The 26,592-nt window shown below is 69.0% G+C and carries 23 protein-coding genes; 22 read left to right on the top strand and 1 reads right to left on the bottom strand.

Going from position 1 to position 26,592, the window contains the following annotated elements; translation table 11 throughout:
- The first annotated feature begins 57 nt into the window (after positions 1–57).
- Entirely contained in the window at positions 58–567 is a 510-nt protein-coding gene (locus tag QUC20_RS15845; RefSeq protein ID WP_120263937.1) for a DUF2231 domain-containing protein, read from the top strand.
- A 13-nt stretch (positions 568–580) separates the two neighbouring features.
- Positions 581–1,096, top strand: coding sequence for a DUF2231 domain-containing protein (locus QUC20_RS15840; protein WP_289330509.1), 516 nt, complete (start codon positions 581–583; stop codon positions 1,094–1,096).
- Between the two features lie 64 nt (positions 1,097–1,160).
- Here the strand turns inward: QUC20_RS15840 and QUC20_RS15835 are convergent, their stop codons facing one another.
- Positions 1,161–5,453 (bottom strand): family 43 glycosylhydrolase, encoded by a 4,293-nt coding sequence (locus QUC20_RS15835; RefSeq protein WP_289330508.1) that lies wholly within the window; start codon positions 5,451–5,453, stop codon positions 1,161–1,163.
- A gap of 289 nt (positions 5,454–5,742) precedes the next feature.
- Here QUC20_RS15835 and exaC point away from each other — a divergent pair, with 289 nt between their 5' ends.
- The 20 genes from exaC (at position 5,743) to QUC20_RS15735 (ending at position 26,591) form a co-directional block, all read left to right on the top strand.
- Positions 5,743–7,290, top strand: a complete 1,548-nt coding sequence (gene exaC / locus QUC20_RS15830; protein ID WP_120263938.1) for an acetaldehyde dehydrogenase ExaC — start codon at positions 5,743–5,745, stop codon at positions 7,288–7,290.
- Between the two features lie 19 nt (positions 7,291–7,309).
- Positions 7,310–7,714 carry a DUF779 domain-containing protein gene (locus QUC20_RS15825; RefSeq protein ID WP_289330507.1) on the top strand — a complete coding sequence of 135 codons (405 nt, stop codon included), beginning with the start codon at positions 7,310–7,312 and terminating at the stop codon, positions 7,712–7,714.
- A 216-nt stretch (positions 7,715–7,930) separates the two neighbouring features.
- Positions 7,931–8,374, top strand: a complete 444-nt coding sequence (locus QUC20_RS15820; protein ID WP_289330506.1) for a hypothetical protein — start codon at positions 7,931–7,933, stop codon at positions 8,372–8,374.
- Positions 8,371–8,856: a hypothetical protein gene (locus QUC20_RS15815; protein ID WP_289330505.1), complete on the top strand. Its 486-nt coding sequence runs from the start codon at positions 8,371–8,373 to the stop codon at positions 8,854–8,856. Before QUC20_RS15820 ends, QUC20_RS15815 begins: the two co-directional genes overlap by 4 nt.
- Complete coding sequence (locus tag QUC20_RS15810) at positions 8,853–9,713, top strand: efflux RND transporter periplasmic adaptor subunit (protein WP_289330504.1); 861 nt, start codon at positions 8,853–8,855, stop codon at positions 9,711–9,713. The genes QUC20_RS15815 and QUC20_RS15810 overlap by 4 nt, the downstream gene beginning before the upstream one ends.
- Positions 9,710–10,399 carry an ABC transporter ATP-binding protein gene (locus tag QUC20_RS15805; protein ID WP_289330503.1) on the top strand — a complete coding sequence of 230 codons (690 nt, stop codon included), beginning with the start codon at positions 9,710–9,712 and terminating at the stop codon, positions 10,397–10,399. The genes QUC20_RS15810 and QUC20_RS15805 overlap by 4 nt, the downstream gene beginning before the upstream one ends.
- A gap of 59 nt (positions 10,400–10,458) precedes the next feature.
- Entirely contained in the window at positions 10,459–11,538 is a 1,080-nt protein-coding gene (locus QUC20_RS15800) for an ABC transporter permease (RefSeq protein WP_289330502.1), read from the top strand.
- Between the two features lie 70 nt (positions 11,539–11,608).
- Entirely contained in the window at positions 11,609–12,208 is a 600-nt protein-coding gene (locus QUC20_RS15795) for a TetR/AcrR family transcriptional regulator (RefSeq protein WP_289330501.1), read from the top strand.
- Between the two features lie 20 nt (positions 12,209–12,228).
- Positions 12,229–14,013: an alpha/beta fold hydrolase gene (locus QUC20_RS15790; RefSeq protein WP_289330500.1), complete on the top strand. Its 1,785-nt coding sequence runs from the start codon at positions 12,229–12,231 to the stop codon at positions 14,011–14,013.
- Positions 14,014–14,089: 76 nt separating this feature from the next.
- Positions 14,090–14,722, top strand: coding sequence for a TMEM175 family protein (locus tag QUC20_RS15785; RefSeq protein ID WP_289330499.1), 633 nt, complete (start codon positions 14,090–14,092; stop codon positions 14,720–14,722).
- A 199-nt stretch (positions 14,723–14,921) separates the two neighbouring features.
- Positions 14,922–15,971, top strand: coding sequence for a LacI family DNA-binding transcriptional regulator (locus QUC20_RS15780; protein ID WP_120263945.1), 1,050 nt, complete (start codon positions 14,922–14,924; stop codon positions 15,969–15,971).
- Entirely contained in the window at positions 15,968–16,912 is a 945-nt protein-coding gene (locus QUC20_RS15775) for a carbohydrate ABC transporter permease (RefSeq protein WP_120263946.1), read from the top strand. Before QUC20_RS15780 ends, QUC20_RS15775 begins: the two co-directional genes overlap by 4 nt.
- Positions 16,909–17,748 carry a carbohydrate ABC transporter permease gene (locus tag QUC20_RS15770; protein ID WP_220118278.1) on the top strand — a complete coding sequence of 280 codons (840 nt, stop codon included), beginning with the start codon at positions 16,909–16,911 and terminating at the stop codon, positions 17,746–17,748. Before QUC20_RS15775 ends, QUC20_RS15770 begins: the two co-directional genes overlap by 4 nt.
- Positions 17,749–17,791: 43 nt before the next feature.
- Complete coding sequence (locus tag QUC20_RS15765; protein ID WP_289330498.1) at positions 17,792–19,081, top strand: ABC transporter substrate-binding protein; 1,290 nt, start codon at positions 17,792–17,794, stop codon at positions 19,079–19,081.
- A 66-nt stretch (positions 19,082–19,147) separates the two neighbouring features.
- Entirely contained in the window at positions 19,148–20,317 is a 1,170-nt protein-coding gene (locus QUC20_RS15760) for an ADP-ribosylglycohydrolase family protein (protein WP_289330497.1), read from the top strand.
- On the top strand, positions 20,314–21,687 hold the full coding sequence (locus QUC20_RS15755) for an ADP-ribosylglycohydrolase family protein (RefSeq protein ID WP_289330496.1): 1,374 nt from the start codon (positions 20,314–20,316) through the stop codon (positions 21,685–21,687). The genes QUC20_RS15760 and QUC20_RS15755 overlap by 4 nt, the downstream gene beginning before the upstream one ends.
- Positions 21,684–22,616 (top strand): ribokinase, encoded by a 933-nt coding sequence (locus QUC20_RS15750; RefSeq protein ID WP_289330495.1) that lies wholly within the window; start codon positions 21,684–21,686, stop codon positions 22,614–22,616. The genes QUC20_RS15755 and QUC20_RS15750 overlap by 4 nt, the downstream gene beginning before the upstream one ends.
- Positions 22,613–24,559: an SUMF1/EgtB/PvdO family nonheme iron enzyme gene (locus tag QUC20_RS15745; RefSeq protein WP_289330494.1), complete on the top strand. Its 1,947-nt coding sequence runs from the start codon at positions 22,613–22,615 to the stop codon at positions 24,557–24,559. Before QUC20_RS15750 ends, QUC20_RS15745 begins: the two co-directional genes overlap by 4 nt.
- Entirely contained in the window at positions 24,556–25,743 is a 1,188-nt protein-coding gene (locus QUC20_RS15740; RefSeq protein WP_289330493.1) for a CaiB/BaiF CoA transferase family protein, read from the top strand. The genes QUC20_RS15745 and QUC20_RS15740 overlap by 4 nt, the downstream gene beginning before the upstream one ends.
- Positions 25,740–26,591 (top strand): HpcH/HpaI aldolase/citrate lyase family protein, encoded by an 852-nt coding sequence (locus QUC20_RS15735; RefSeq protein WP_120263952.1) that lies wholly within the window; start codon positions 25,740–25,742, stop codon positions 26,589–26,591. Before QUC20_RS15740 ends, QUC20_RS15735 begins: the two co-directional genes overlap by 4 nt.
- The last annotated feature ends 1 nt before the right edge of the window (position 26,592 follow it).

Here is a 26,592-nt window from a genome sequence, read left to right as displayed (position 1 = left end):
TACGTGTACGACCCGGGGCGGCCCGTACGGTCAGGGCGTCGAACGAGAGGAGACGCCATGGTCGACACCGCACCGCTCACGCGGGCGAAGTACCCGCGGTCGCTGATCGCGGGGCCCTACGGGCATCCGTTCCACGCGATCGCCATCATCCTGCCGATCGGCGCATGGGTGTCGGCATCGGTCTTCGACGTCATCGCCGTCACGAGTCCGGACGCGGCGGTCTTCGCGCTCGGTGCCCGCATCCTCATCGCGATCGGTCTGCTGGGTGCCGTCGTCGCCGCGGTGCTGGGGCTCATCGACTGGAGCAGCATTCCGAGAGACACCCCCGCGCGGGCGACGGGACTGACCCACATGATCCTGAACTTCATCGCGATGGCGGTGTTCGCCGGCAGCCTGGCCCTCCGCGTCGAGGAGGAGGCGGTGCCGACCCTCGCGATGGTCGCAAGCTTCGCCGGACTCGCTCTTCTGTCGGTCTCGGGTTGGCTCGGCGGGAAGCTCGCGCACACCTTCGGCGTTCGCGTCGCGACCGAGACCACTCAGGCCGAGGGCCTGGAACCGCTGCCCTGACCGAGGAGAAACCATGACCGACCTGGACACCCGTCCTGACAAGCGGCCCGCGAACCCTCTGGCGGGCCCCTACGGACATCCGTTCCACCCGATCGCCGTCACGATCCCGATCGGTGCGTGGATCGCGAGTTTCGTGTTCGACATCATCGGCCTGATCGTGGCCGACCCCACCCCCTACGCCGTCGGTTCGCGGGTGCTCATCGGGATCGGCCTCGTAGGCAGTCTCGTGGCCATCGTGCTGGGGATCTTCGACTACCTCCGCATCCCCGACCGCACCCGGTCGTCGAGCACCGCCACGATCCACATGGGGCTGAACTTCGTGGTGTGCGGTGCGTACCCGTTCCAGCTGTTCCTGCGGACCTCGACCGACGACATCCCGATCGCGGGCGTGATCTTCAGCGCCGTGAGTCTGCTGACGCTCAGCGCGTCCGGATGGCTCGGAGGCAAGCTCGCCTATCGCTACGGCGTGCGGGTCGCGCACGAATCGAAGCAGGCCGAAGGGTTCGTCACGCGACGCAGCCGGCGCTGAGGGCGTGTGAAACGGGCGGCGACCTTCAGGGAAGGCCGCCGCCCGTCGGCGTCGGATGTCGGTGTCAGGCGGCCCGGTCGCGGCGCGCTGGCCGGATCGACCACAGCACGCCTCCCGCGACGAGCAGGAGAGCTGCCAGCAACGCACCGCCGAGCGGCGCCTCAGCACCGGTGACGGCGAGCTGCCCGGACGTGACCACGGTGATCGCCGCGCTGCCGATCACCTGACCGTCGGCCCCGAAGACCACGATCGTGTGACCTCCCGTGGGCAGATCGGCGGGGATCCGCACGTCGAATGCGACGCGCCCGTTCACGTCGGCGGCCGGGATGCCCGCCACCCGGATCGGGTCGCTCCGCAACTCGGCGGCGACCTGCTCGCGGGCCTCGAGGCCGGTGACCGTCACCCGCACGGCCTGTCCGCGCTCGACCGTTGTGGCCGACACCGACACGACCGGGGCCGCAGTGCCGGGCTCGGTCGGGTTGGGCTCGGTCGGGTTGGGCTCGGTCGGGTTCGGCTCGGTCGCCCCGGGCACGTCGCGCGGGTCCACGCTCGCGAGGGTCGGCGTCACGGTCTGGAAAAGCCCGTCGGCGCCGATCTCGACCCGATCGATCGTCGTCTCGCGGTTGGTGCCGTTGCCGCCGGGGATCGCGAACCGGTGGTAGGCGATGTACCACTCGTCGGTGCCGGGGACGTTGATGATCGAGCTGTGACCGGTGCCGAGGATGCCCTGCGACGGGTCTTTCTGCAAGAGGATGCCGCGATACGTCCACGGTCCGTCGATGCTCGTCGACGTGGCGTAGCCGACGCGGTAGTTCTCGGAACCGGTGTCGTCGATCGAGTACGTCAGGTGGTACGTGCCGTCGCGGTAGTTCAGGAAGAGCCCCTCACGGAAGTCCACCAGTCCGTCGATCGGCTTGATCGTCTCGGCCTTGACACTCAGCATGTCGTCGGAGAGCTCGCCGTAGACGGGTCGCCCGTTGCCCCAGAAGAGGTACGACTTCCCCGTCTCGGGGTCGGTGAACGCCGCCGGGTCGATCGCCTGGCCACTGTTGACGGCCTCGTCGTTGGTGATCATCGGCTCCGCCTGCGCGGTGAACGGGCCTACAGGACTGTCAGCGACGGCAACGCCGATCATCTTCCGGTTCGCGGTCGGCTCATGACCGCTGAAGTAGAAGTAGTACCTCCCGCCCTTCTCGATGATCGTCGGGGCCCACGCGTTTCCGGTGGCCCACGGAACGTTTCCGTTCGCGCCGTCGAGCTTCAGGATGGGCTCGTCCGACCGCGTCCAGTCGACGAGATTCTTCGAGGTCCAGACGTAGAAGGTGTTGCCGCCCCAGCCCGGGGTGCCGTCAGTGGTCGCGTAGATGTAATAGGTGTCACCGAACACGGCGATGTTCGGGTCGGCGTACAGTCCCGGCAGCACCGGGCTCTTCATCTCGATGGCCTCCAGCGTCCAGACGACATCGGGCTCTCCCGGTGTCGTGAGCGTGACAGTGGCAGGGGTGCGCAGGTCGCGTGCGGTGCCCGACGGGGGCGTGGCCGTCGTGCCGGATGCCGTGGTGAAGACCGGACGCAGCTGCGTCAGATCCGTGCCGCGCTGCACGGGGAACAGCACCGTGCGGGCGTCGGTGTCGACGATCGGCGCGACCTTGAGTGCGTCGGCATCCTGCAGGCTGATCGCCCCGAGTGCGCTCGTGTTGCCCGAGTTCTGCACGATCTCTTCGGCAGTGAGCGCGCGGTTGTAGAGAGCGAACTCCCGCATCTGACCGCGGAAGAGATTGTCGGCGTTGTAGACCGACTTGCCCAGGTAGTTCGCGAGCGTGCTCCCGCCGCCGATGTCGCCGGGGCGCACCGTCACGTTCGTGTTCTCAGCGACCTGCTGGCCGTCGAGGTACAGGCGAGCCGTGCTCCCGCTCAGCGTGTACGTGAGGTGCACCCACCGGTCACGGGGGAGTGCCGCGCCGGACGTGACGTTCTGCTCGCCGCTCCAGTTGCCCGTGGTCAGCGCCGCGCGGTACTGGTCACCGGTGGAGAAGAGGTAGCCGTTGCCGGCCCCGTCGCCGCCGGTGTTGCCGAAACCGTAGAGGAAGTACGGAGTGCGCTGGGCCGGGTCGATCCGCAGTTCTGCTTCGACCGTGATGTCGTCGACGCCGACGAGCACGTTGTCGGGCAGGTCGACGTAGTCGTCGGTGCCGTCGAACGTGAGCGCGCCGTCGGCGAACGCCGCGCCGCCGCGCACCTGGGCGTCGCGCCCGGCCCCGGAACGGTCGTGCAGCACCGCACCCGCGGCATCCGTGAAGTCGTAGCGCAGCAGCTCACCCTGCTCGTTCGCCGTGAGGGGCTGAGGGAGGTTCGCGCGCAGCGCCGCCAGCTCAGCCGCGGTCACGGGCATCACCGTGCCGTGGCGCGGGCTCGCCGGCAGACGGTAGCTCGCGGGCACCTGCCAGTCCGGCGCGTCGAGATCGTCCGTCCCCAGCGGGATGTAGCCGCGTCCGCCGTACTCGTCGACGAAGAGGTAGTAGTTCGAGCCCGAGGTGTCGCCGGGGTTGGCCCGGAAGATGGTCGGGCCCTCCACGGCACCGAGGCCGGCATCGCGACCGATGCAGCTGTCGATCAGCTTCCATGCGGGGTCGGCGGCGCTCCAGCCGGGCGTGTTGCGATCGTCGACGGCGGTGAGGCTGCTCGACGACTCCTGGATGATGTCACGGCATCCGGTCGTGCTGGCTTCGTCCTTGGTGAATCGGTAGTAGGTGCCGTCGTCTTCGAGGACCGTGGAATCGATGCGCGACGCTCCGAAGTCCTGCCAGACCTTCGGCTCGCTGAACGTCGTGAAGTCACGCGTCGTGGCGTACATCATGGTCTGGTAGAAGCTCCCCGTGTGGTTCGGGTCGTCCTCGCCGAACAGCGACGAGGCCCAGAACACCACGTACTCGCCGAGCGTCTCGTCGTAGTACGCCTCGGGCGCCCACGTGTTGCCCGCGTTGTCGGGGGCGACGCGGACGTGACGCTGCTCGCTCCAGGTGATGAGGTCGTGCGACTCCCACACTTCGAGGTACTTCGAGCCCTGCGTCTGGGCGCGGCCCCAGTCGCCGTTCCTGCCGATGGAGAGGTCGGTGGCGATCAGGTAGAAGGTGTCGCCTTCGGGCGAACGGATCAGGAACGGGTCACGCAGGCCCCGCTCGCCCTGCGTGGAGGTGAGCGTCGGCTGGCCGCCGTTGAGCTCGGTCCACGACAGTGCGTCATTGCCGTTGCTGGCGGCGAAGTAGATGTTCTCGCCCTCGACGGAGTTCCCCGTGAAGTAGGCGAACGTGTATCCCTCGAGCGCCCCGATGTTCGCGGCCTTGCGCACCGACGCCGAGAAGGAGCGGGTGAGCGTCACATTCCCTTTCGTGACGGATGCCGTGAGCGCCACGGTCGTGTCATCGGCGGGTCTCGTGACCACGCCGTCGGCGGTGATGACGGTCGTGTCGGCGGACGACCACGACACATCGAGTCCCTGCGAGCTCGGCGGGAGCGCCAAGTTGCCGCGGACGTCGTCGATGTTCGTGACGGTGAGGGCGTCGAGCGCCGCCTGCGCGGCCTGCCGGTCGTCGGGGGTCTCGACCAGACCCGCGACCTCGTCGGCCGACAGCGCGCGGTCGTACACGCGGAAGTCGCGAAGGCTGCCGGCGAGCCGCTTGTCGGGCGTGTAGGTCGACCGGCCGAGGTAGTTCGCCGTCGTCGTGCCGCCGCCCAGTTCACCAGGAGTGGTCGTGGTGTTCGTGTTCTCGGCGACCTGAACGCCGTCGAGGTACAGGCGAGCCGTCGTCGTGTCGGCATCGAGCGTGTAGGTCATCGTCGTCCAGACGTCGCGCTCGAGGTTCGCCGAGCCGCGAGTCTCCTGCTCAGTGGACCAGTTGCCACTCGCGATCCCCGCGCGCGCCGGGTTGCCGGTGGCGAAGAGGTAGCCGTCGCCGAACCAGTCCGTCGTGTTGCCCAGGCCCCAGATGAAGTAGTCGCCCGATTGCTCGGGACGCACCAGCACCTCGGTGCTCACCGTGACGGACGACAGACCGGCCATCACATCATCGGGAAGGTGCACATAGTCGTCGTCGCCGTCGAGGCGCACGCCGTCCGCGCCGCCGAGGGTCGGGCCACCGACGAACGACGCGTCACGGCCGTTGCCCGACGCGTCGTGCGCAACGGTTCCCGACGTCTCGTCGAGCGGATAGGCGACGACCAGCCCGGAGCCCGGCTCGGCCGCCTGAACAGCGGATGGGATGACGGCCGGCGCCGCGACGAGTGCGGCGACGATCGGGACGGCGAGCGTCCATGGGCGGTGGTGGCGCCAGGGCGCCGAGCGAGCGGATGCGGGCACGGGGAACCTCTCATATGCGACGTTGCATGATCGTCAACACCGACGACGCTCGAATGTTAGCGCTCACAATTGCCGCGGCGCTAGTGCGCGGCATCCTTCCCGCCCCACGTCCGCCTGCTCGTGCCGAGGACGCGCATCCGCACGGTGCCGGCCGCCGACGACCGTGCGGATGCGCATCCTCGCCGCTGCGGGACGAGCCACCGGCCCGTGCAACGCGATGCAACGTAGCGGCGCGTAGCGTGCCCGACACCACCGCAGCATCGGCGCTGCGGGGAGTCGAGGAGATGACATGACCATCGTCGAAGAAGGCGTCTCGAGCGTCTACGCCGCTCCGGGTCAACGCGGAGCCGTCGCGGAGTACCGCGCCCGCTACGGGCACTACATCGGCGGCGAGTTCGTCGACCCCGTGAAGGGGCAGTACTTCGAGAACATCACGCCCGTCACCGGAAAGCCGTTCTGCGAGGTGGGTCGCGGCACCGTCGAAGACATCGACCGGGCCGTCGACGTCGCGTGGCAGGCGTTCGCGTCGTGGAAGAAGACCACGCCCGCCGAGCGTGCCGTGATCCTGAACAAGATCGCCGACCGCATGGAGCAGCACCTCGAGAAGATCGCGGTGGCCGAGACGTGGGAGAACGGCAAGCCCGTTCGCGAGACGCTCGCCGCCGACATCCCGCTGGCGATCGACCACTTCCGCTACTTCGCCGGCGTTCTGCGGGCCCAGGAGGGCTCGCTCAGCCAGATCGACGAAGACACCGTCGCGTACCACTTCCACGAGCCCCTCGGTGTGGTGGGGCAGATCATCCCGTGGAACTTCCCGATCCTCATGGCGACGTGGAAGCTGGCCCCAGCGCTCGCCGCGGGCAACTGCGTCGTGCTGAAGCCCGCCGAACAGACACCCGCGTCGATCCTGTTCCTGTTCGAGCTGATCGGCGACCTGCTGCCCGCCGGCGTCGTCAACATCGTCAACGGCTTCGGCATCGAGGCGGGCGCCCCGCTCGCGCAGCACCGCCGCATCCGCAAGGTCGCCTTCACGGGCGAGACGACGACGGGGCGCCTGATCATGCAGTACGCCTCGCAGAACCTCATCCCCGTCACTCTCGAGCTCGGGGGCAAGAGTGCCAACGTGTTCTTCGAGGATGTCGCCCGCGAGCGCGACGACTACTACGACAAGGCGCTCGAGGGCTTCACGTTCTTCGCCCTGAACCAGGGTGAGGTGTGCACGTGCCCGTCGCGGGCGCTGATCCAGCGCTCGGTGTACGACTCGTTCCTCGGCGACGGTCTCGACCGCGTCGGCAAGATCGTGCAGGGCAACCCGCTCGACCCCGCGACGATGATCGGCGCGCAGGCATCCAATGATCAGCTCGAGAAGATCCTGTCGTACATCGACATCGGCAAGGCCGGGGGAGCGAAGCTGCTCGCCGGCGGCGAGCGGGTCGACCTCGGCGGTGAGCTGAGCGGTGGGTACTACGTCGCGCCGACGGTCTTCGAGGGCACGAACGACATGCGCATCTTCCAGGAGGAGATCTTCGGCCCGGTCGTCTCGGTGACGAGCTTCGACGACTTCGACGACGCGATCGGCATCGCGAACGACACCCTCTACGGGCTCGGCGCGGGCGTCTGGAGCCGCTCGGGTGACACCGCCTACCGCGCAGGCCGTGCGATCGAGGCCGGCCGCGTGTGGACGAACACCTATCACCAGTACCCCGCCCACGCCGCCTTCGGCGGCTACAAGCAGTCGGGCATCGGTCGCGAGAACCACCTCAAGATGCTCGACCACTACCAGCAGACGAAGAACCTCCTCGTGTCGTACGCCGAAGGCGCGATGGGCTTCTTCTGAGACACATCCAGTCATCGACATGTCGAACGACACGTACAGCAGGGTCGCGGTGACCGACGCCGCCGCGGCCCTGCTGCGCGACCTCACCGCCCAGCACGGGCCGCTGATGTTCCATCAGTCGGGCGGATGCTGCGACGGCTCCGCCCCCATGTGCTACCCGGTCGGGATGTTCCTCACAGGACCCGCAGACGTGAAGCTCGGTGAGCTCGACGTCGGTCTCGACGACGCGATCGAGGTGTTCATCTCGCTCGCGCAGTTCGAGTACTGGAAGTACACGCACATCACGATCGACGCCGTGCCGGGGCGCGGTGCCGGCTTCAGCGTCGAGGGACCGACGGGGATGCGGTTCATCATCCGCTCCCGCATGCTCGACGACGCCGAACTGGCCGCGTTCGGGCTCGCGCCGGCATTACCGTCGCAATGACGGTGACGACGCCTTAGGCCCGGCCTCGGATGGCGACGTCGCGCTCGGCCATGAGCCGCGAGAGCCGGGAACGCGAGCGTCGCCTTGAGGGTATTTGTGCGACGTAAGCGCAGGCCGTAACAGCGCGTTGATTCATCCTTTCGGTTGATGCGTCTTGCAATGCAGTCTGTTTAGGCTCGGGGAAGCGATGAAGTCGCTTTCACGAGAGGAAGACAAGTGAAGAGCAGACAGAGAAGCCGCAGACTACGGCTCATTGCGGGCTCGATTGCGGCATCGGCCGCAATCGTTCTCACCGCTGCCGTGCCCGCGAGCGCAGCGGAGTACAGCATCAATGCGCAGCTGAACTGCGCCGGTTCCCTGTTCGAGGGAGACACATTCCGGCCGCACTCCGCGGGCGGCGCGAGCATCCAGCTCACGAGGCACGACTGGTGGAAGAACAACTGGGCGCTCAGAACGGGCCTCCGTGTGCCGTCTGGGGCGCAGACGACGGGTAGCCTTGAATTCTCCCCCGCGAGTCGTGAAGTACATCGATATCGCACGACCAGCGGGAACACCACGATCCCGTCCGGCAGCTATGCCGTGAACGCGCGCGTCAACACCAATGCAAATGGAGGATGTGTCCTCTGGCCGCCGAGCTTCGAGGCCAAGCTGAACCTGTGATGCGCCGCAAATCCCTGGGGGCGGCCATGACGTTGATCGGCGTCATGGCCGTCTCCGGCTGTAGTTCGGAAGAGCCCGAGACTCGAAGCGGCGTCCTCACGAACGCCGAGTATGTCAGCAGCTACCAGAAGATCGCGCGAGAGTTCACGCAGGAGCTTCCTGAGGGGGTTTCCCTGCCGGAAACGCCGCCGGCTCTCGATGGGGACAACATCGGAGAAGGAAATGCTGCGGCTGGTGCCTACTTCTTCTGGTCGTGCGCCTGGCAAGACGTCTATCTCAGCTCCGCCGATCCGGAAGCGCGCGCCACCGCGCTCGCCGAGTTGCGGGAGTTTCCCCGCAGCGACTGGGCCCTCCGATACTGGGACGATCCCGACGACGTGTGGGGTGCAATGCTAGATGCCGCTGAACTCGGCGATCTAACGGATCTCCGCGCGTTCTATGAGGCGGACTGCGGCCATTACCGGAGCGAGGTGGGTCGGTGAAGCGAGGCGTCGTCTGGTTCGTCGTCCTGATGTCCGTCGTCGCTTTGTCGTCATGCGCTCCCGAGCAGGCGGAGAGCGGTGACGTCTCGGCGATGGCGGAGAGTGAAACGGTGAGTGTCGCCGTAGAGACTCGCACGATCAGCGACGTCCTTACTCTGCCCGTCGTCGTCGCGGCCGGTTCGGTCTACTCGGTGACAGCGCCCGCGATCGGCAAGCTCGAGTCGCGACAAGCGGATGCATCCACTCGAACCCCCGACGACGGTCCCGACATCGGTGTACCTCGATCATCGGTATTCACCTTTGTGCCGTCAGACGGTTCTACGCCGACCGAGATCGTTCTGGCTGAAACCGTCACGTCCGTGGAGCCGTCGGTTCCCCTGGACGTGGACGTCGGTGTGGGCACGCCTTTACTGAGCGTGACGGATTCGGCGCTGACGATCACTGCGCAGCTGACTCCGCCGCAAGTCCTACGCCTCGCGAACCGCCAGCCCCTGTCGGTCAGAGCCCAGCTGGATGGCTCGACCGGGCCGTTCGACTGCAGGCTCAACGACTCACGCCCGACGGCAGACGCAGGAACATACCAGCTCACGTGCCGAGTACCGATCGAGACGCCCGGTGTCGTCGGAAGCGAAGGCCTGCTCGCGATCGCCCTCGACGAGAGGTCGGACGTACCGGCCCTCCCCATCGAAGCGATAGCGGGCACGCGCGATCGTGGCATCGTCTACGAGGCGGCAACGGGAGCGACTCGGGACGTCACCCTCGGCATCACCGATGGTGCGTTCATCGAAGTGACAAGCGGGCTGAGCGTCGGTGAGCAGGTCCTCATCCCCGGCCCCAGCCTGTTGAGGAATCGGTGACAGCAACGGTCGTGCGGCTCCGAGCCGGGAATCGGACGCTGCCAGGAGGCGCGCGACTTCTGAAGGGAGTCGATCTCGACGTCGTGCGCGGCGAGAGCATCGCAATCATCGGTAGGTCGGGAAGCGGCAAGAGCACACTCCTCGCGGGGCTCGGTCTGCTTGCCCCGTTCGACGGTGGCACCCACTACGAACTCGGGGGCGTCGATGTCGCCACGATCTCGGAGCGGAAGCGAGCCCGTCTGCGAGCGCAGAATGTCGGGTTCGTCCTGCAGAACGCGGGCCTCGTCTCTCATCTGTCCGCCATCGAGAACGTCGAGATGCCCCTTATCCACAGCCGCACCATGCGCCTCGGTCGAACGCGGGCTCGCGCACGCGAGATGCTCGACCTGCTCGAGGTGGGCCATCTGAGCCGCAGGCGTTCGCCGCAGGTCAGCGGCGGCGAACGGCAGCGCATCGCGATCGCTCGCGCTCTGGCCATCGACCCGGATCTGATCCTGGCAGACGAACCCACGGGAGCTCTCGATGAGGTGACGGGGCGACGGGTGCTCGATGAGATGCTCTCGCGGGTGTCGCAATCCGGCGCAGCATTGATCGTGGTGACCCACGATCCGGAGGTCGCCGCGAGAACCGACAGAACCTATCGGCTGGACGGCGGAACTCTTCGCGAAGACGCGCGGGCATCGTGAGGACGTTGATCGTCGCCCTTCAGGGTCTGCGGGGCGCGCCCGTGAAGAGCATCCTCGTCGTGCTTGCTCTGACACTCGGCATGGTCGGTTTCGTGGCGGTTCTCACCGCCGACCAGGTGATGCGCGACGCGGTGACCCAGCGCGCAGTTCTGCTCGGAGGGAACGCGTCGACCTATCAGGCGACGATTGCGGTTCCGCCGGGCGACGGCGAAGCCGGGCGAGCGGCCGATCAGCTGGAGCGCCGCCTCGCCGCGACCGCGGCGGCGAGTATCGAGGACCTCGACGTCGGTGTCTGGTCGGATGGCGCTGTCATGAACGACGTGGCGGTGGTGTTCACGGAGCCCGGGGTTCGCGACATCCTGCCGTTCCCGCTCGTAGAGGGGTCGTGGTTGATCGACGCCGACGTTCTCGCACCGCGGGTTGCGCTGAACGAGGCGGCGCGCGATGCGCTGAGCGGTACGAAGCCCTACGAGATCGGTACTCAAGACCAGAGAGTGGCCTTCTCTCGCATGGGTGTTGTTCGGGATGGACGTTCCACACCCCAGGTCTACATCCACCTCAACGAGTACTCGCGATGGAACGTGAGCCCATCCGCCGTTTCAGTACGGCTCCACAGTCCGACGCTGAGCGAGGACGAGGTGAGGATGGCCGCACGCCAGCTCGGGGCGGTGGGAGCATCCTTCACCCTCCGCGACATCGCCCGCACCGACCAGGTCGACCTCCTGGCCGACGAGATCGGAACCACGACGCGTGTGCTCTTCGTGCTGGGGCTTCTCAGCCTTGCGTCAACGGTTGTCGGGATAGCCAACGTCGGGCTGGCGACGGCACGGGCACGTGCTCGCGAATTCACCCTTCGACGCGCGATGGGTGCGAGCCGCTCGCAGCTCGCACTCATCGTGATCGTCGAGTCGCAGATACTCGCGGGTGCTGCGGCGGTGATCGCGGTCGCCGGATCGTATGCCCTGTTCCCGGCGGTCGTCGGCGCCTTCGACGCTCAGCTGGGCGTGACCCCACCGCCCTATCAGTGGCACTACGCGCTGGTCTGTCTCATCGTGGCCAGCGCGACAGCGATCGTATCGAGCATCGTCCCTGCGCTGTTGAGCTACGGGCGGGACCTTTCCCGCGTCATGCGCGAGTGAGTACGGCGCGACCGCTTCTCAGGCTGGTGGACGGGGTGCGCGAATATGTAGATCGGTCTATAGTCGATGTATGCCATCCAAAGGAGACCTCACCAAGGCCCGGCTCGCGGCTTCGATGCTCGAGCTCATTCAGATGAACGGTTACAGCGGAACCGGTCTGAACGCTGTGATCGACCATGCGGGCGCACCCCGTGGATCGGTCTACTTCCACTTCCCGGAGGGGAAGGAAGCACTCGGGGCAGCAGCGGTCGACCTCGCTACGGCGCAGTTCGAAACTCTTATCGCGGAAGCTGCGGCGACAGCCGGTGGCCCCGCAGGGGCCGCGCGATCCGCCATCGAAGCTCTGACGTCGATCGTCGTGGAGAGCGACTTCCAGCTCGGGTGCTCGGTATCCGTCGTCACCCTGGAGATGGGCGCCAACAGCGACCGGCTGCGGGACGCGTGCGCGACCGCCTTCGAGGCCTGGATCACTCCCGTTGCTCGCCTTCTCGAGGATGGCGGACTCGAACCCGCCGGGGCTCGCTCGCTCGCGACCGTCATCGTGTCGACCATCGAGGGAGCCGTCATCGTCGCGCGCGCTCTGCGGAGCGCTGAGCCCCTCGCTGCTGCCGCTGACGTCGTGAGCGAACTCATCGATCAGCGCCTTCAGTCGACGGCGGTCGGCCGGTGACGGCCACGGGATCGACCCTCATGCCGTCTCCCCGTCATGCGCTCGTTCTCGGGGCATCCGGATTGATCGGAAGACACCTCGTCGCCACTCTGGCGGCAGCGGGGGCGACGGTCACCGCAGGCGTGCGGAGCGCCGGATCAGCGGCCCGGGTCGAGCAGTGGCTCACTGCGAGAGGTGTGACGAGCGGCATCCGCACGGCGATCGTCGACTCCGACTCGGACCAGATCGTCGCGGCCGGCACGTCGGCACTCGCGGGCGTGACCGAGATCCACAACTGCGCCGGGTCGTATCGCTTCGGGATGAGCGCGGATGAGGCGCGACGAGCGAACGTCGGCATCGTCGAGAAGGTGGTCGACCTCGGTGCCGAGATCTCTGCTCTCCGCCGAATCGTGCACATCTCGGGTTACCGCGTCGGGGGGCAAAACCCGTCGTCGGTGCCGTGGAGCGACGACCACCGCACCGCCCTCTATCGAGAACTCGGCGCGTACGAGGCCTCGAAGGTCGAATCAGACGCGATCTTCCAGGCTCGGGCGAACGATCGCGGCATCTCCTGGACGATCGTGAACCCCTCCAGCGTGATCGGCGACAGCGCGACGGGGGAGTCGGACCAGCTGATCGGCCTCGCGACGACGATCGGGCAGCTCTGGGACGGCACGTCGGCCGCGCTTCCCGGCGACGAGGCGACCTTCCTCCCGGTCGTGACCGTCGACTTTCTGGCCGCGTTCATGGCTGCCGCGGCTGTGGACCCGGCGGCGAGCGGGCAGGCCTACTGGGTGCTCGACGACGACACGCCGCCCCTCGCCGACCTGCTGACCGGGGTGGGTCGCCATCTCGGTGCGCGTATCCCGCGACTGCGCGTTCCGACGTCGGTCATCAAGAAGATCCCGCGCAGCATCAGCGGCGTCGATCCCGAGACGCTGACCTTCCTGTCCTCCGACCGCTACCCGACAGCGTCGGCGCAGGAGCTCGCGAAGCGGCACGGTATCCGGATGCCTGACGTCCGGGTGTCTCTCGAACGGTGGGCGGACCATCTCGCCGCGGGCCGCTTCGGCCAGGCGGTTTCCGACGAGCGACGGTTCACCGTCTACGACCGCACGCGAACGTTCGAGCTCGGCGCGTCGGACTCCCGGCGGGTGATCTTCCCCGGCCTCCCCCTCAACGCCGACACATGGGCCGAGGTCGCGCGCGCGATCGGAGCTCGCGCGGTCGATCTCCCGGGGCTGGGCCTCAGCGGCGGCTCGGGGATCGACGAATGGGAGCAATGGCTCCCCGCAGTTATGGCTGGCCCGGACACCCACATCGTCGGTCACTCCATGGGCGCGGCTGCCGCGGTCATCGCAGCGGACCGTTCCCGTGCTGGCGTGGCATCGCTCACGCTGGTGGCGCCGTTCTTCCTGCAGGAGGCGAGGGGAGCCGCATCCCTCCCGAAATGGTTGGTACGTGCGTACCTGAAACGCGTGACGCCGACTCGGCTTTCGCGCCAGCTGACGGGATCGACGGTCAGCGCCGCGAAGCTCGTCTCCAGCGCGGCGGATCTCCGGCGCCGTTCCGCTGCTTCGGTCGCCGAACATCTCGGGCGTGCGCGGTCACCGAAGTGGCGCGCTGAACTGGTCGAGGCGCTCGCACGCTTCGAGGGACCCGTGCGGATCATCACCGGCAGCGACGACCCGCTGGCGTCGGCCATGATCGACCGATTCGGATCATCGCCGAATGTCGAGCTGATCGAGATCGCGCACGCCGGACACCACCCGCAGCTGACCCACGCCGAGGAGCTCGTCGCGCAGCTGATGCCGGTCCGCGTCTGACGACAGTGTCGGGGGCGCGATCGAGCCGCCCGCGGCAATCTGAGCCACAGGTCTCCGCCGCGCTAGCATCCTCGGCATGAGCGAGGACGTCGCACCGGAGCCCGGCATCCGGGGTCTCAGCGCCGAGCGCACGAAGGCGTTCGTCGACGCGGTCGTCGCCATCGCGATGACGCTGCTGGTCCTGCCGCTCATGGAGAGCGTCGGCGAGAGCGCGGGGCGCGACCACACGACGTGGGAATGGCTCATCGATCAGCGCGACCAGCTGCAGAGCTTCCTCATCAGCTTCGTGCTCATCGCGATGTTCTGGATGCTGCACCACCGGCTCTTCGTGTCGGTGCAGCGCATCACACCGGCGCTGATGTGGATCACGGTGGCATGGATGCTCACGATCGTGTGGATGCCGGTCGTCACCGCCCTCACGGGTCAGGTAGCCGACGATGCGCTCCAGAAGGTGCTCTACATCGGCACACTCGTCACCACGAGCGGGATGCTGCTCGTCACGCGGGTCTACCTGGCACGGCATCCCGATCTGCACCGTGCATCCCGGGACGACCTGCGGCTCGGGATGTCGATCGATCTGTCGATGATCGTGCTGTTCCTGGTGGCGCTGGCGATCGCGCTCGTCTTCCCGGCGGTCGGCTACCTCGGACTGTTCGTCATGTTCCTCACCGGCACGGCGCAGAAGCTGATGGCCCGGATGCTGCGCTGACCCCGCCCTTCCGGTCGCCACCGGACGCGAGGGTGCGCATCCGCACGGTGCGGACCCCCGGCGACCGTGCGGATGTGCGCTCTCGCGGCGGCGAGAAAGAGGGGCAGGCGGAGACCGGGGGTTGACAGGGGGCGGGTGGGGGTGAGAACGTTTACAACGTCCAGCGTTGGAAACGTTTACAATCGCTCGAAGGAGAGCCATGGTCCGCGTCACGATCACGCAGGTCGCCGCCCGCGCCGGCGTCTCCGTCGCGAGCGCGTCGCGTGCGCTGAACGGGCTCGTCGCGAGTCCGGAGACCGCGGCAAAGGTGCGCGACGCGGCACGCGAGCTCGGCTACGTGGCCGACGCCACGGCGCAATCGCTCAAGCGGGGTCGCACGCTGCAGCTGGGCTTCGCCGTCGCCGACATCGGCAACCCGGTCTACGTGGAGATGATGGCAGCGGTCGAGCAGGTGGTCTCGGCATCCGGCTACCGCCTGCTGCTGTCATCGACCGGCACATCGTCATCTTCTGTGGATGTCGTCCGCGACCTCGGTCGCGGATACGTCGACGGGCTCATCCTGTCGCCGCTGCGCGTCACCGATGAGCTGCTCACGGCGCTCGCCGCGGCGCCGATCCCGTTCGTCGTCCTCGGACGGCTGCCGGCATCGGCCGAGTTCGACACCGTGCGTGCCGACTCGCCGACCGCGATGCGCCTCGTCGTCGACCACCTCGTCGACGAGGGTCGCCGTGACATCGCGTTCGTCAACGGCCCGACCGACACCACCCCCGGCGTCATGCGCCGCGACGGTTTCATCGCGGCGGTGGGCCAGTACGACGACCTGCGGACGCGGCACGTCGACGCCGCCGACTTCACGATCGCAGCCGGCTACGACGCGGCGCTGCCGCTTCTCGACCGGCCCGACCGTCCGACGGCCGTGGTCGCGGCGAACGACCTGATCGGCGTCGGGGTCCTCCGCGCCGCCGAGGACCTCGGCCTGCGCGTTCCCGTCGACCTCGCCGTCACCGGCCTCGACAACACCGAGCTCGCCGAGGTCGTCCGCCCCGGGCTCACGAGCGTCGACCTCGGCGCCAAGGAGCGCGGCCGTGCCGCCGCCGAGATGCTTCTCGCACGGATCGCCGACGACACCCGGCCGGCCCGCACCGTCACGGTTCCGCCCGCGCTCGTCGTGCGCGGATCGACGTCGGCATCCGTCCCCGCGGCGCTCCGCCGCCCCGAGCCCATCGATGAAGAGAAGGCACACGGATGACCACGCTCGCAGAGACGAAGACGTCCTCGCGCCCGCCCCGCGTCCGGCAGATCGGACCGCGCGCCCGCGCCCAGCGCAAAGAGGCGATCGCGCTCGTCGCCCCCGCCCTGCTGCCGATCATCATCTTCTCGGTCATCCCGCTCGTCAGCGGAGTGCTCCTCGGGTTCACCGACGCCACCCTCGCGCGAAACGCCGAGGTCTCGTTCATCGGGCTCGACAACTTCATCGAGCTCGCCGGAGACCGTCGATTCTGGCAGTCGTTCGGCATCGGCATCGTGTGGGCCGGGTCGGTCGCCTTCCTCACCCTGGTGAGTGCGATGGGGCTCGCTCTGCTGCTCAACAGCAACCTGCGACTCAAAGGCCTGACGCGCGTGCTCGCGCTGATCCCGTGGGCGATGCCGCCTGTGGTCATCGCGATCGTCTGGCGCATGATCTACAACCCCAACTCGGGCCCGCTCAACGGCGTTCTCGGCTGGCTCGGCATCCCGGGCGTCAACTGGCTGGGCGACTTCTCGACCGCCCTGCCCGCCGTCATCGTCGTCGGCGTCTGGGCCGGCATCCCGCAGACGACCGTGCTGCTGTTGGCCGGCATGCAGTCGATCGCACCAGAGCAGCACGAGGCCGCCGCCGTCGACGGCGCCGGAGCCGGGCGCCGGTTCTGGCACGTCACACTGCCCGCCTTGCGGCCCGTCATCATCGCGGTCACGGCGCTCGACTTCATCTGGCAGTTCAACTCGTTCGGCCTCATCTACGTGCTGACCGAGGGTGGCCCGGGCGGCCGCACCATGATCCCGCCGCTGTTCACCTACCTCGAGGCGTTCCGCAACCGCGAGATCGGATATGCCTCGGCGATGGGCAACGTCCTCGTCGTCGCGATCCTGGTGATCCTCTCGCTGTACCTGATCAATCAGTTCCGTCAGAACAAGGGGGCAGGAAAGTGACCACCAAGCGCCCCCTGTACGCGACCGTCCTGATGTACCTGGCCCTCGCGGGATACCTGATCTTCCTCGGCTTTCCGCTGCTGTGGCTGCTGTCGGCGTCGTTCAAGTCGACGCGTGAGCTGAACTCGCTCGCGGTGAACCTCATCCCGCAGCAGTGGGACTTCGGCAACTACATCGCCGCGCTCGAGCGACAGAACCTGATCACCGCGGCCGGCAACTCGGTACTCGTCTCGATCGTCACGATGATCGTCGCGGTGCTCCTGTCGATGCCCATGGCCTACGCGCTCGCCCGGCTGAAGGGGCGGCTGCGAGCGGCCGGCACGGTCTGGATCCTCGTCAGCCAGGTGTTCCCGACGATCCTCATCATCATCCCGCTGTTCCTCGTGCTGCGGAGCCTGCAGCTGAACGACACCCTTTTCGGCCTCATCCTCGTCTACGTCACCTTCACGATGCCGTTCACGCTCTGGATGCTGCAGGGATACGTCGCGGCGATCCCGCCGGAGCTCGAAGAAGCGGCCGAGATGGACGGCGCCGGCCGCTTCACCATCCTCCGCACCGTGATCCTGCCGCTGCTGGTGCCGGGCCTGGTCGCGACGGCGATGTTCACCTTCGTCTCGGCCTGGAACGAGTTCTTCCTCGCGCTCGTGCTCATCCAGAGCCCGGAGCTGTACACGCTGCCGATCGCGCTGCGCTCGTTCCTCGGGGCCGAAGGGCAGACCCAGCTGGGGCCGCTGGCCGCCGGCGCCATCCTCGCCACGATCCCGTCGCTCATCATCTTCGGGATCCTGCAGAAGAAGCTCACCGGCGGCATGCTCGCCGGTGCCGTCAAGGGCTGACCTCCCCGTGACGACGAAACCCGAAAACCAGAAAGGCCACACCATGAGAAGAATCCGCGGCATCGGCGCCGTCGCATTCGTGGGCATCGCAGCCGTCGCGCTCGCAGGATGCCAGCAGGGCAGCGCGAACAACAGCGGGGGAGACGGCGACGTCGTCACCCTCCAGTTCCAGTCGCTCTCGGACCAGCCCGCGACCCAGGCGGCCATCAGCGAGATCGTCGACGCCTGGAACGCCGAGCACGACGACGTCCAGGTCAAGATCATCCAGGCCGGCTGGGACGGCACCTACGACAAGCTGATCACCCAGTTCTCGGGCGGCACCGCGCCCGACATCATCCACTTCGAGGCGAGCTCGATCGTGTCGTTCGCGGCCGACGGCTACCTCGCCGACCTGACCGACCTCATCGATCCCGAGCTGAAGTCGGACATCTCCGACGGCATCTGGGAGTCGGTGACCCACGACGGTCAGATCGTCGCCTACCCCTCGACCCTGCAGTCGTATATGGCGTTCGCGAACGCCGATCTGCTGGCCGAGGCCGGTGTCGAGGTGCCGACGGGCGACACGATGACGTGGGATCAGCTCCAGGAGATCGCGCGAGCGACGACCACGGCCGACCACTACGGCCTGGGCTGGGGTCTCGGTTCTCCGACCGCCACGATGATGAGCCTGTCGATGGGCTTCGACGGCGGCTACTTCGACGGCGAGGGCGACGACGTAACGATCCAGGTCGGCGACGACGAGCTCGCCGTTCCCGAGCGCATCCACGAGATGGCCTACACCGACCGATCGATCGACCCGACCTCGCTCACCCAGTCGGGATCGGACGTGCTTCCGTCGTTCTACGGCGGCAAGGTCGCGCTGACCGTGCAGGGCTCGTTCCAGGCGACGAACATCGCCGCGGATGCTCCCGAGGGTCTCAACTGGGTCGCGCTTCCGCCGCTCGAGGGATCGGCCGGCGCCGTCCAGGCCGCGAACCCGCAGACCTACTCGGTGAACATCGACTCGGAGCACGTGGAGGAGTCGGCGCAGTTCCTGAACTTCTTCATGGACGGCGAGAACCTCGCGAAGATCGCCTACGCCGACGCGCTCATCCCCTCGTCGGGTGCCGCACGCACGCAGGTCGCCGAGCTCGCCGGTGACGACGCCGCCTGGAAGCAGGTGCTCGCGTCGGGTGAGGGCCTGGTCGGCCCGCCGTTCCTGAAGGTGTCGAAGTACACCGAGTGGAAGGACACGATCGCGACGCCGGCGTTCCAGCAGTACCTGGCGAACCAGATCGACCGCGACCAGCTCGCCGCGCAGCTCAGCGACGGCTGGGCCGACGTCGCCGGTTGACGACTCGCGGGGGCGGGTCGATCCGATCCGCCCCCGCCCACACGCTCGAACGAAGAGAGGGACGTAATGGACGTGTTGCACGATCGGGTGGCAGCAGTACTGGCGGGAGCCGCCGTGGGCGATGCGCTCGGCGGTGCGACGGAGGGCTGGACCCCCGAGCAGATCGAAGAGCGGCACGGTGGACGTGTCGAGGGGATCGTCGGTCCCTTTCTGCCCGACTGGCGCACGGCTCGCCCCATCGCGCCGTACCACAAGGGCGATGGGCACGTCACAGACGACACCCTCATGACCCACGCCCTCATCGAGGTGTACGCCAAGCAGCGCCGGCACCTCGACGCGTACGACATCGCGAGCGATCTCGTGCCCCTCATGATGGGCGAGCGCCGCTGGATCCCCGAGCTCGAAGACGAAGCGCTCATCCTGCAGCGCGTGTTCCTCGCCGAGAAGTGGCTCGTCATGAAGCTGCACTACGGCCACGCCGACCCCCGTGAGGCGGGCGTCGGCAACGTCGTGAACTGCGGCGCGACGATGTACATGGCCCCCGTCGGCCTCGTGCACATCGGCGATCCGCGCGGCGCCTACGCTGAAGCGATCGATATCGCCGGCGCCCACCAGTGGTCGTACGGTCGCGAAGCGGCCGGTGTGTTCGCCGCCGCGGTCGCGGCATCCGCCACTCCCGGAGCGACGGTCGACGACGTTCGAAACGCGGTCCTGGACATCGCACATGACGGCACCGCCGCCGCCATCCGTGCCGTGTTCGATGCCGTCGACGCCTTCCGTGCCGCCGGCGGATCGGACGACCCGCGCGAGCTCGGTCGCGTCGTCCGCGAGGCGGTCAGGCCTTTCGACACGGTGGGCGAGGCGTACCGGTCGCCGGCGATGGATGCGCGTCTTCCCTCGCGGACGAAGGCCATCGAAGAGCTTCCCGTCGCGCTCGGCTTCGTCGTCGCTCACGACGGCGACCTGCGTGCCGCCGTGCTGGATGCCGTCAACTACGGCCGTGACGCCGACTCGATCGCCACGATGGCGGGTGCGATCTGCGGCGGGCTGCACGGCAGCGCCGCCGTTCCCGAGGAGTGGCTGAGCGAGGTCGTGACCGCGAGCCGCCTCGATCTCGACGGCGTCGTGACGACGATGGTGGAGGTCGTGCGCGATGTCGCCCGCGCTGATGCCGAGCGTGCCGCCGCCCGTGCGGAGTCGCTGTCGTCGTTGCTGTCGGTGGGGGCCGACGCGTGAGACTGACCTGGGCTCAGCCCGAAGACCTCGTGCCGGCCGAGTTCGCCGCGCTGCGCGAGCAGGGTGTTCCCGACGCCGAGCTGTCGTCGATCGAGCACCGATGGGCCGAGGCGGGCGGGGCGACGGCGCTCGCTCCCTCCGGAGCCAGCGCGACGCCGGCCTCACCCGAGCTGCGGGCGGAGGCGCGTCGCGTGCTCGACGAGCTGCAGTCGCTGCAGCGCCCGAGTGCGGATGAGCCCGACGGGTGGGATGAGATCGCAGCGCTCCTTCCGGAGTCGTCCGCGCTGACCGGTGACGCCGGCGGCGCCGTGTTCGACCGCGTGCACGGCGCGTGGCTCGGGCGGTCGGCCGGATGCCTGCTCGGCAAGCCCGTCGAGAAGATCCCCCGCGCGGGCATCGAGCAGATCGCTCGCGCCACCGGAAACTGGCCGATCGGCGGCTATTTCACCGCGCGCGGTCTTCCTACTGGTGTCGCCGAGCGCTGGCCATGGAACCGCCGGTCCGCGCCGACCTCGCTCGTCGAGAACATCGCCGGGATGCCAGAGGACGACGACCTGAACTTCCCGATCCTCGCCCTCGACCTGCTCGAGAAGCACGGCTCCGCGCTGACGACCGATCACGTCGCCGAGGCCTGGCTCGCCGCGCTGCCGGCGGGGCGCGTGTTCACAGCGGAACGTGCCGCGTACCGCAACATCCTCGACGCACACCCGGTGCCCGAGACCGCGACGCACCGCAACCCGTTTCGCGAGTGGATCGGCGCCCTCATCCGCGCCGACGTGCACGGGTGGGCGCATCCCGGCGACGTACGGGCCGCGGCGCGCTCCGCATGGATCGATGCGCGACTCAGCCACACCCGCAACGGCCTGTACGGCGCCATGTGGGCGGCCGCCCTCTGCGCGGCATCCCTCGTCGCGGACTCGATGGACGATGTGCTGGATGCCGCAGACACCGTCGTGCCGCCGGACTCGCGCCTTGCCGCGGCCGTACGGCTCGGGCGCGAGACCGGTCGCGCGCTCGGCGCGGGCGAGCTCACGGCTGCCGGTGCGCTCGACGTCCTGCACGCCGAGTATGAGGGGATGCACTGGGTGCACACCCTGAACAACGCCGCGCTCACCGCGTGCGCGCTGCAGGCGCACGGTCATGACTTCGGCGCCGCCGTCGCGCTCGCCGTCGCGGGCGGCTGGGACACCGACTCGGTCGGGGCCACGGTCGGGTCCGTCGTGGGCGGCCTGGTCGGTCCGGACGGCATCGGGCGCGCCTGGACCGAGCCGCTGCGCGACAGCATCGCAACCTCGATGCCCGGCGGTCCAGAGCGGTCGATCCGCGAGCTCGCCGAGCGGACGACCGCCCTCGCGGAGGGGACCTCGTGAGCGTCGTCGTCGTCGGCAGCATCAACCAGGACATCGTTGCCCGCGTCGCCCGCATCCCTGCTCCGGGCGAGACGCTGCTGGCGTCGTCGCTCGTCCGCACGGGCGGAGGCAAGGGCGCCAATCAGGCCGTCGCCGCCCGCCGTGCCGGTGGAGCTGCGGTCGCTTTCGTCGGGGCAGTGGGAACGGATGCCGCGGGCGAGACCCTGCGTTCGGCGCTTGCATCCGACGAGATCGACGTCTCGGGGGTCGCGCAGGTCGACGAGGTGACCGGAACGGCGCTCATCTCGGTCGACGCATCGGGGGAGAACGCGATCGTCGTCGCCGCCGGTGCGAACGCCGCCCGCGACGTCCTCACCGACGTGCAGCGGGCCGTCGTCGCGTCGGCGTCGGTTCTGCTCACGCAGCTCGAGATCCCGGTGGCTCTGGTCCGCGACGCCGCAGCGGCCCGGCGCGAGGGTGCCTGGCATGTGCTGAACGCCGCGCCGTCCGCGCCCTTCGCGTCCGCCCGCGACGCACTGCTCGCGGCCACCGACGTGCTGGTCGTGAACGAGCACGAGGCCCTCGAGGCGGCGGGCATCGACGATCTCGACGAGGCGGTCACCGCGCTCGCGCGTGCGGTGCCCGGACTCGTCGTCACACTGGGCTCGCGCGGAAGCCTCGTCGTCTGCGGTGCCGAGCGCGCCGAGGTTCCGGCGCATGTCGTGACGCCGGTCGACACGACGGGCGCCGGCGATACCTTCTGCGGTGTGCTGGCTGCGGCGCTCGCCGCCTCCGGGCGCCGCCCCGACGCTGTCGACCTGGATCTGCTCGTCGATGCCGCGCGGGCCGGGGCCGCGGCATCCGCTCTGGCCGTCACGCGCCCGGGCGCGCAGGACGCCGTGCCCACCGTCGACGAGGTCGCCGCCCTGCGAAAGGAGAGTCAGCCGTGAGCGGTGGATTCGACCCCCTCGTCCCCCGTGAGATCGACCGCCCGACGCCGGTGCCCCTCGGCATCGACGTCCGGTCGGGCGATGCGGCCCTCGTCCTCGACGACGCGAAGATCTTCGTCGCGCCGACCGATCCCGCCGACGTCGAGGCGTGGCGCGCACAGCTGACGGCGTGGCGCGAGGGCGCGCGCGAACGTCACGGTGCGCCGACCCGCTACGACCAGCCGGAGTCGGCGTGGGCGAGCCGGTGCTTCACCGTCGCCCAGGTTTGGCTCTGGGACGAGCTGTTCTTCGACTTCGACGAGCAACGCTTCACCCCCGAGCGCTTCCTCGCCGACGCGCAGCGGCGGTTCGGCGGCCTCGACGGGATCGTGCTGTGGCACGCCTATCCCGTCATCGGCATCGACGACCGCAACCAGTGGGACTTCTACGCCGTGCCGGGTCTCGTCGAAGCCGCCGAGGCTCTGCGCGCCGCCGGTGCGGCCGTCTTCGTCGACTACAACCCCTGGGATGTCGGCACGCGGCGCTCGGGAGATGACGCCGCCGAGCTCGCCGCCACGGTGCGGCGCCTCGGTGCCGACGGCGTCTTCCTCGATACGCTCCGCAAGGCCGACCCCGACCTCGTCGCAGCCCTCGATGCCGCCCGCCCGGGCATCGGGCTCGAAGGCGAATCGAAGCTCGCGACCGAGCGCATCGCCGACCACACCCTGTCGTGGGCGCAGTGGTTCGCCGACTCGGACGTGCCCGGTGTGCTGCGCGCCCGCTGGTTCGAGCGCCGACACATGCAGCACCACATCCGCCGGTGGCATCGCGACCACGCGGAAGAGCTGCGCTCGGCATGGCTCAACGGCGTCGGCGTGATGGTGTGGGAGGTCGTCTTCGGCGTCTGGGTCGGCTGGAACGACCGCGATGCCGCGACCCTGCGGCGGATGCTGCCCGTGCTGCGCGGCATGCACCGCTGGCTCGTCGAGGGGGAGTGGACGCCGCTCGCGGTGCACGACGCACCGGTCTTCGGGTCGGCGTTCGAACTCGATGGCGTGACCCTGCTGTGCCTCGTCAACACGTCGGGGGCCGACGTCGACTTCGGGCTCGAGACGCGGGGCCGGTGGGTGCCGCTGCACGAGCCCGGCGATCAGGTCTCGTCGGTGACGGTGCCTTCCGGCGGCGTCGCCGCCGTGGTGCGATTGGCCGCGGATGCCGCCGTGCCGGCGGTCGTGGCTGAGGTGAAAGCCACGCTGCGCGACGAGCCTCCCGTGGCGGACGCCTCGTTCCCGCATCGCCGCGCTCGGCGCCTCACTGCTCCGGCCTGGACGGGGCCGGTGCGCGACCTCGGCGCGCGCGAGGAGGAGCCGACCGTGACGGTGGCTCCCGGGTCGCACGTGCTCACGGTGCGATTCCGCGCCCGCGAGACCGGGATGTACGAGGGCGCACCGTACGTGGACGAATGGAAGCCGTTGCCGCCGCGCCTGCACGATCAGCGGACGCTCGAACGAGTCGCCGAGGTGCGGCATCCGGTGAGGGTCGGGGCGTCCGAGGTGACCGAGGCCGAGTACGCGCGGTTCCTCGATGCGATCGGCGAGCACACGGATGCCCGTGACGCCGAGCGCCCCGCGACGGGCATGACGTTCGCGCGGGCTCGGGAGTACGCCGCCTGGGCGGGTGGGCGCCTTCCCACCGAAGACGAGTGGCAGCTCGCAGCATCCGACCCGTCGTTCCGGCGGCGCCAGCCGGAGGTGTGGAACTGGACGGAGTCGGAGCATTCCGACGGCCGCACCCGCTTCGTCATGCTCAAGGGCGGCAGCGCTCACCGCAGCGAGGGGTCGGACTGGTACGTCGAGGGCGGTGTGCAGCGGCCGGAGTTCGCGCTCAAGCTGCTGTTGCCCGGCCTCGGTCAGGACGCGTCGCCCTCGATCGGATTCCGCGTCTGCTGGGAGGAACGCCCGTGACCCCGCTCGACGGACTGCGCGTCATCGACGCCTCGACGCTGTTCGCAGGTCCCATGGCCGCGATGCACCTCGGAGACATGGGGGCCGAGGTCGTCAAGGTCGAGCATCCGACCCGCCCGGATCCCGCGCGTGGTCACGGGCCGAGCAAGGACGGGCAGAACCTCTGGTGGAAGACGCTCGGCCGCAACAAGCGGACCGTCGCGATCGACCTGCACACGACCGACGGGCGGGAAGCGTTCCTGCGCCTCGCCCGCACCGCGGACGTCGTCGTCGAGAACTTCCGCCCCGGAACCCTCGAGCGTTGGGGGCTTGGTTACGACGAGCTGTCGGCGGAGAATCCCGGGCTCGTGCTCGCCCGTGTCACCGGGTTCGGTCAGATCGGCCCGTACCGCAGCCGTCCGGGCTTCGGCACGCTCGCCGAGGCGATGAGCGGGTTCGCCGCCGCGACGGGCGAGCCCGACGGCCCGCCGACCCTTCCCCCGTTCGGACTCGCCGACGGCATCGCCTCGCTCGCCACCGCCTACGCGATCATGACCGCTCTGCACGCCCGTGAGCGAGACGGGCGCGGGCAGGTGGTCGATGTGGCGATCATCGAGCCCATCCTCGCGATGCTCGGCCCGCAGATCACGCGCTGGGATCAGCTCGCGACCGTGCAACCCCGCACCGGGAATCGATCGGCGAACAACGCGCCCCGCAACACGTACCGCACGGCCGACGGCTCGTGGGTCGCCGTGTCGACGAGCGCACAGTCGATCGCGGAGCGGGTCATGACCCTCGTCGGCCGTCCCGACCTCGCCGCCGAGTCGTGGTTCGCGAGCGGATCGAGCCGGGCGCAGCACGCCGACGAGCTCGACGAGGCTGTCGGCAGCTGGATCGCCGGACGCACGCGCGACGAGGTCGTCGAGGCGTTCGAGGCCGCACAGGCCGCCGTCGCCCCGGTATACGACCCGTCGGACATCGTCGCGGACCCGCAGTTCCAGGCGTTGGGCACGGTTCACCGCATCCACGATCCCGACCTCGGCGACATGGCCATGCAGGGACCGCTTTTCCGGATGTCGCGTGACGAGTCGACCATCGCGTTCACCGGCCGCGCCCACGGTGCCGATACCGCCGAGGTGCTGGCGACGCTCGGTTACACAGCCGATGACATCGCCCGCATGCGCGCGGAAGGATCGATCGCATGACACGCGCGATCATGGTCGCGCTGTACGCGCCCGCCGACCGCCTGGAACGCTTCGCGAAAGCGCTGGATGCCGGAGCCGACGCCGTCATCGTCGACCTCGAAGACGCCGTGGCGCCCTCGCGCAAGGCCGCGGCGCGGGCGGCGCTCGCCGACTTCGCCGAGGCGTGGACGTCGCGCGGGGCTTCTGCCCCCGTGGTGCAGGTACGGGTGAACGCTCGGGGTGCGCAGATGCACGACGAGGATGTCGCCGCTGTCGCGGATCTGCCCGCGGCCTTCGGCATCCGTCTTCCCAAGACCGAGTCGGCGGATGACGTCGCGGCGGTCCGCGCCGCGGCACCGGGGCGCGAAGTCCACGCGCTGCTCGAGTCGGCCCTGTCGATCGAGCGGGCGTTCGAGATCGCGCAGGCCGGGGTCGCATCGCTCGCGGTCGGCGAGGCCGATCTGCGAGCGGAGATCGGTGTGCCGGCGGGACGGGACGGCGAGCCCGGACTCGCGTGGTCGCGCGCGCGGGTCGTGAACGCCGCGGCTGCGGCGGGGCTGCCGCTTCCGCTCATGGCAGTCTGGGCGGACGTCGCCGACCTCGCGGGCCTGGAGGCGAGCTGTCGCGCCGGCCGCGCGCTCGGCTACGCGGGGCGCACCGCCATCCATCCGCGGCAGATCGAGGTGATCCGGCGGGCCTTCACCCCCACCTCCGACGAGGTCGAGCGGGCACAGCGCATCGTCGACCGGGTGCGTACCGCGTCCGCGGACGGCACGGGCGCGTTCGTGCTGGAGGACGGCACCTTCGTCGACATCGCCATGGTCAGGGCCGCCCACCGCATCCTCGACGCCGGCTCTCCGTCTCGCTGAC

It is taken from the genome of Microbacterium arborescens (assembly GCF_030369635.1).
In the GTDB taxonomy this organism is placed as follows: domain Bacteria; phylum Actinomycetota; class Actinomycetes; order Actinomycetales; family Microbacteriaceae; genus Microbacterium.
Note: the sequence above shows the minus strand (reverse complement) of the source record. Positions and strands in the feature narration are given on the sequence as shown.

Excerpts from the sequence above, each read along its gene's own strand:
- QUC20_RS15845 (WP_120263937.1), top strand. The coding sequence starts at position 58 with ATGGTCGACACCGCACCGCTCACGCGGGCGAAGTACCCGCGGTCGCTG.
- QUC20_RS15840 (WP_289330509.1), top strand. The coding sequence starts at position 581 with ATGACCGACCTGGACACCCGTCCTGACAAGCGGCCCGCGAACCCTCTG.
- exaC (WP_120263938.1), top strand. The coding sequence starts at position 5,743 with ATGACCATCGTCGAAGAAGGCGTCTCGAGCGTCTACGCCGCTCCGGGT.
- QUC20_RS15825 (WP_289330507.1), top strand. The coding sequence starts at position 7,310 with ATGTCGAACGACACGTACAGCAGGGTCGCGGTGACCGACGCCGCCGCG.
- QUC20_RS15795 (WP_289330501.1), top strand. The coding sequence starts at position 11,609 with ATGCCATCCAAAGGAGACCTCACCAAGGCCCGGCTCGCGGCTTCGATG.
- QUC20_RS15790 (WP_289330500.1), top strand. The coding sequence starts at position 12,229 with ATGCCGTCTCCCCGTCATGCGCTCGTTCTCGGGGCATCCGGATTGATC.
- QUC20_RS15785 (WP_289330499.1), top strand. The coding sequence starts at position 14,090 with ATGAGCGAGGACGTCGCACCGGAGCCCGGCATCCGGGGTCTCAGCGCC.
- QUC20_RS15780 (WP_120263945.1), top strand. The coding sequence starts at position 14,922 with ATGGTCCGCGTCACGATCACGCAGGTCGCCGCCCGCGCCGGCGTCTCC.
- QUC20_RS15775 (WP_120263946.1), top strand. The coding sequence starts at position 15,968 with ATGACCACGCTCGCAGAGACGAAGACGTCCTCGCGCCCGCCCCGCGTC.
- QUC20_RS15765 (WP_289330498.1), top strand. The coding sequence starts at position 17,792 with ATGAGAAGAATCCGCGGCATCGGCGCCGTCGCATTCGTGGGCATCGCA.
- QUC20_RS15760 (WP_289330497.1), top strand. The coding sequence starts at position 19,148 with ATGGACGTGTTGCACGATCGGGTGGCAGCAGTACTGGCGGGAGCCGCC.
- QUC20_RS15735 (WP_120263952.1), top strand. The coding sequence starts at position 25,740 with ATGACACGCGCGATCATGGTCGCGCTGTACGCGCCCGCCGACCGCCTG.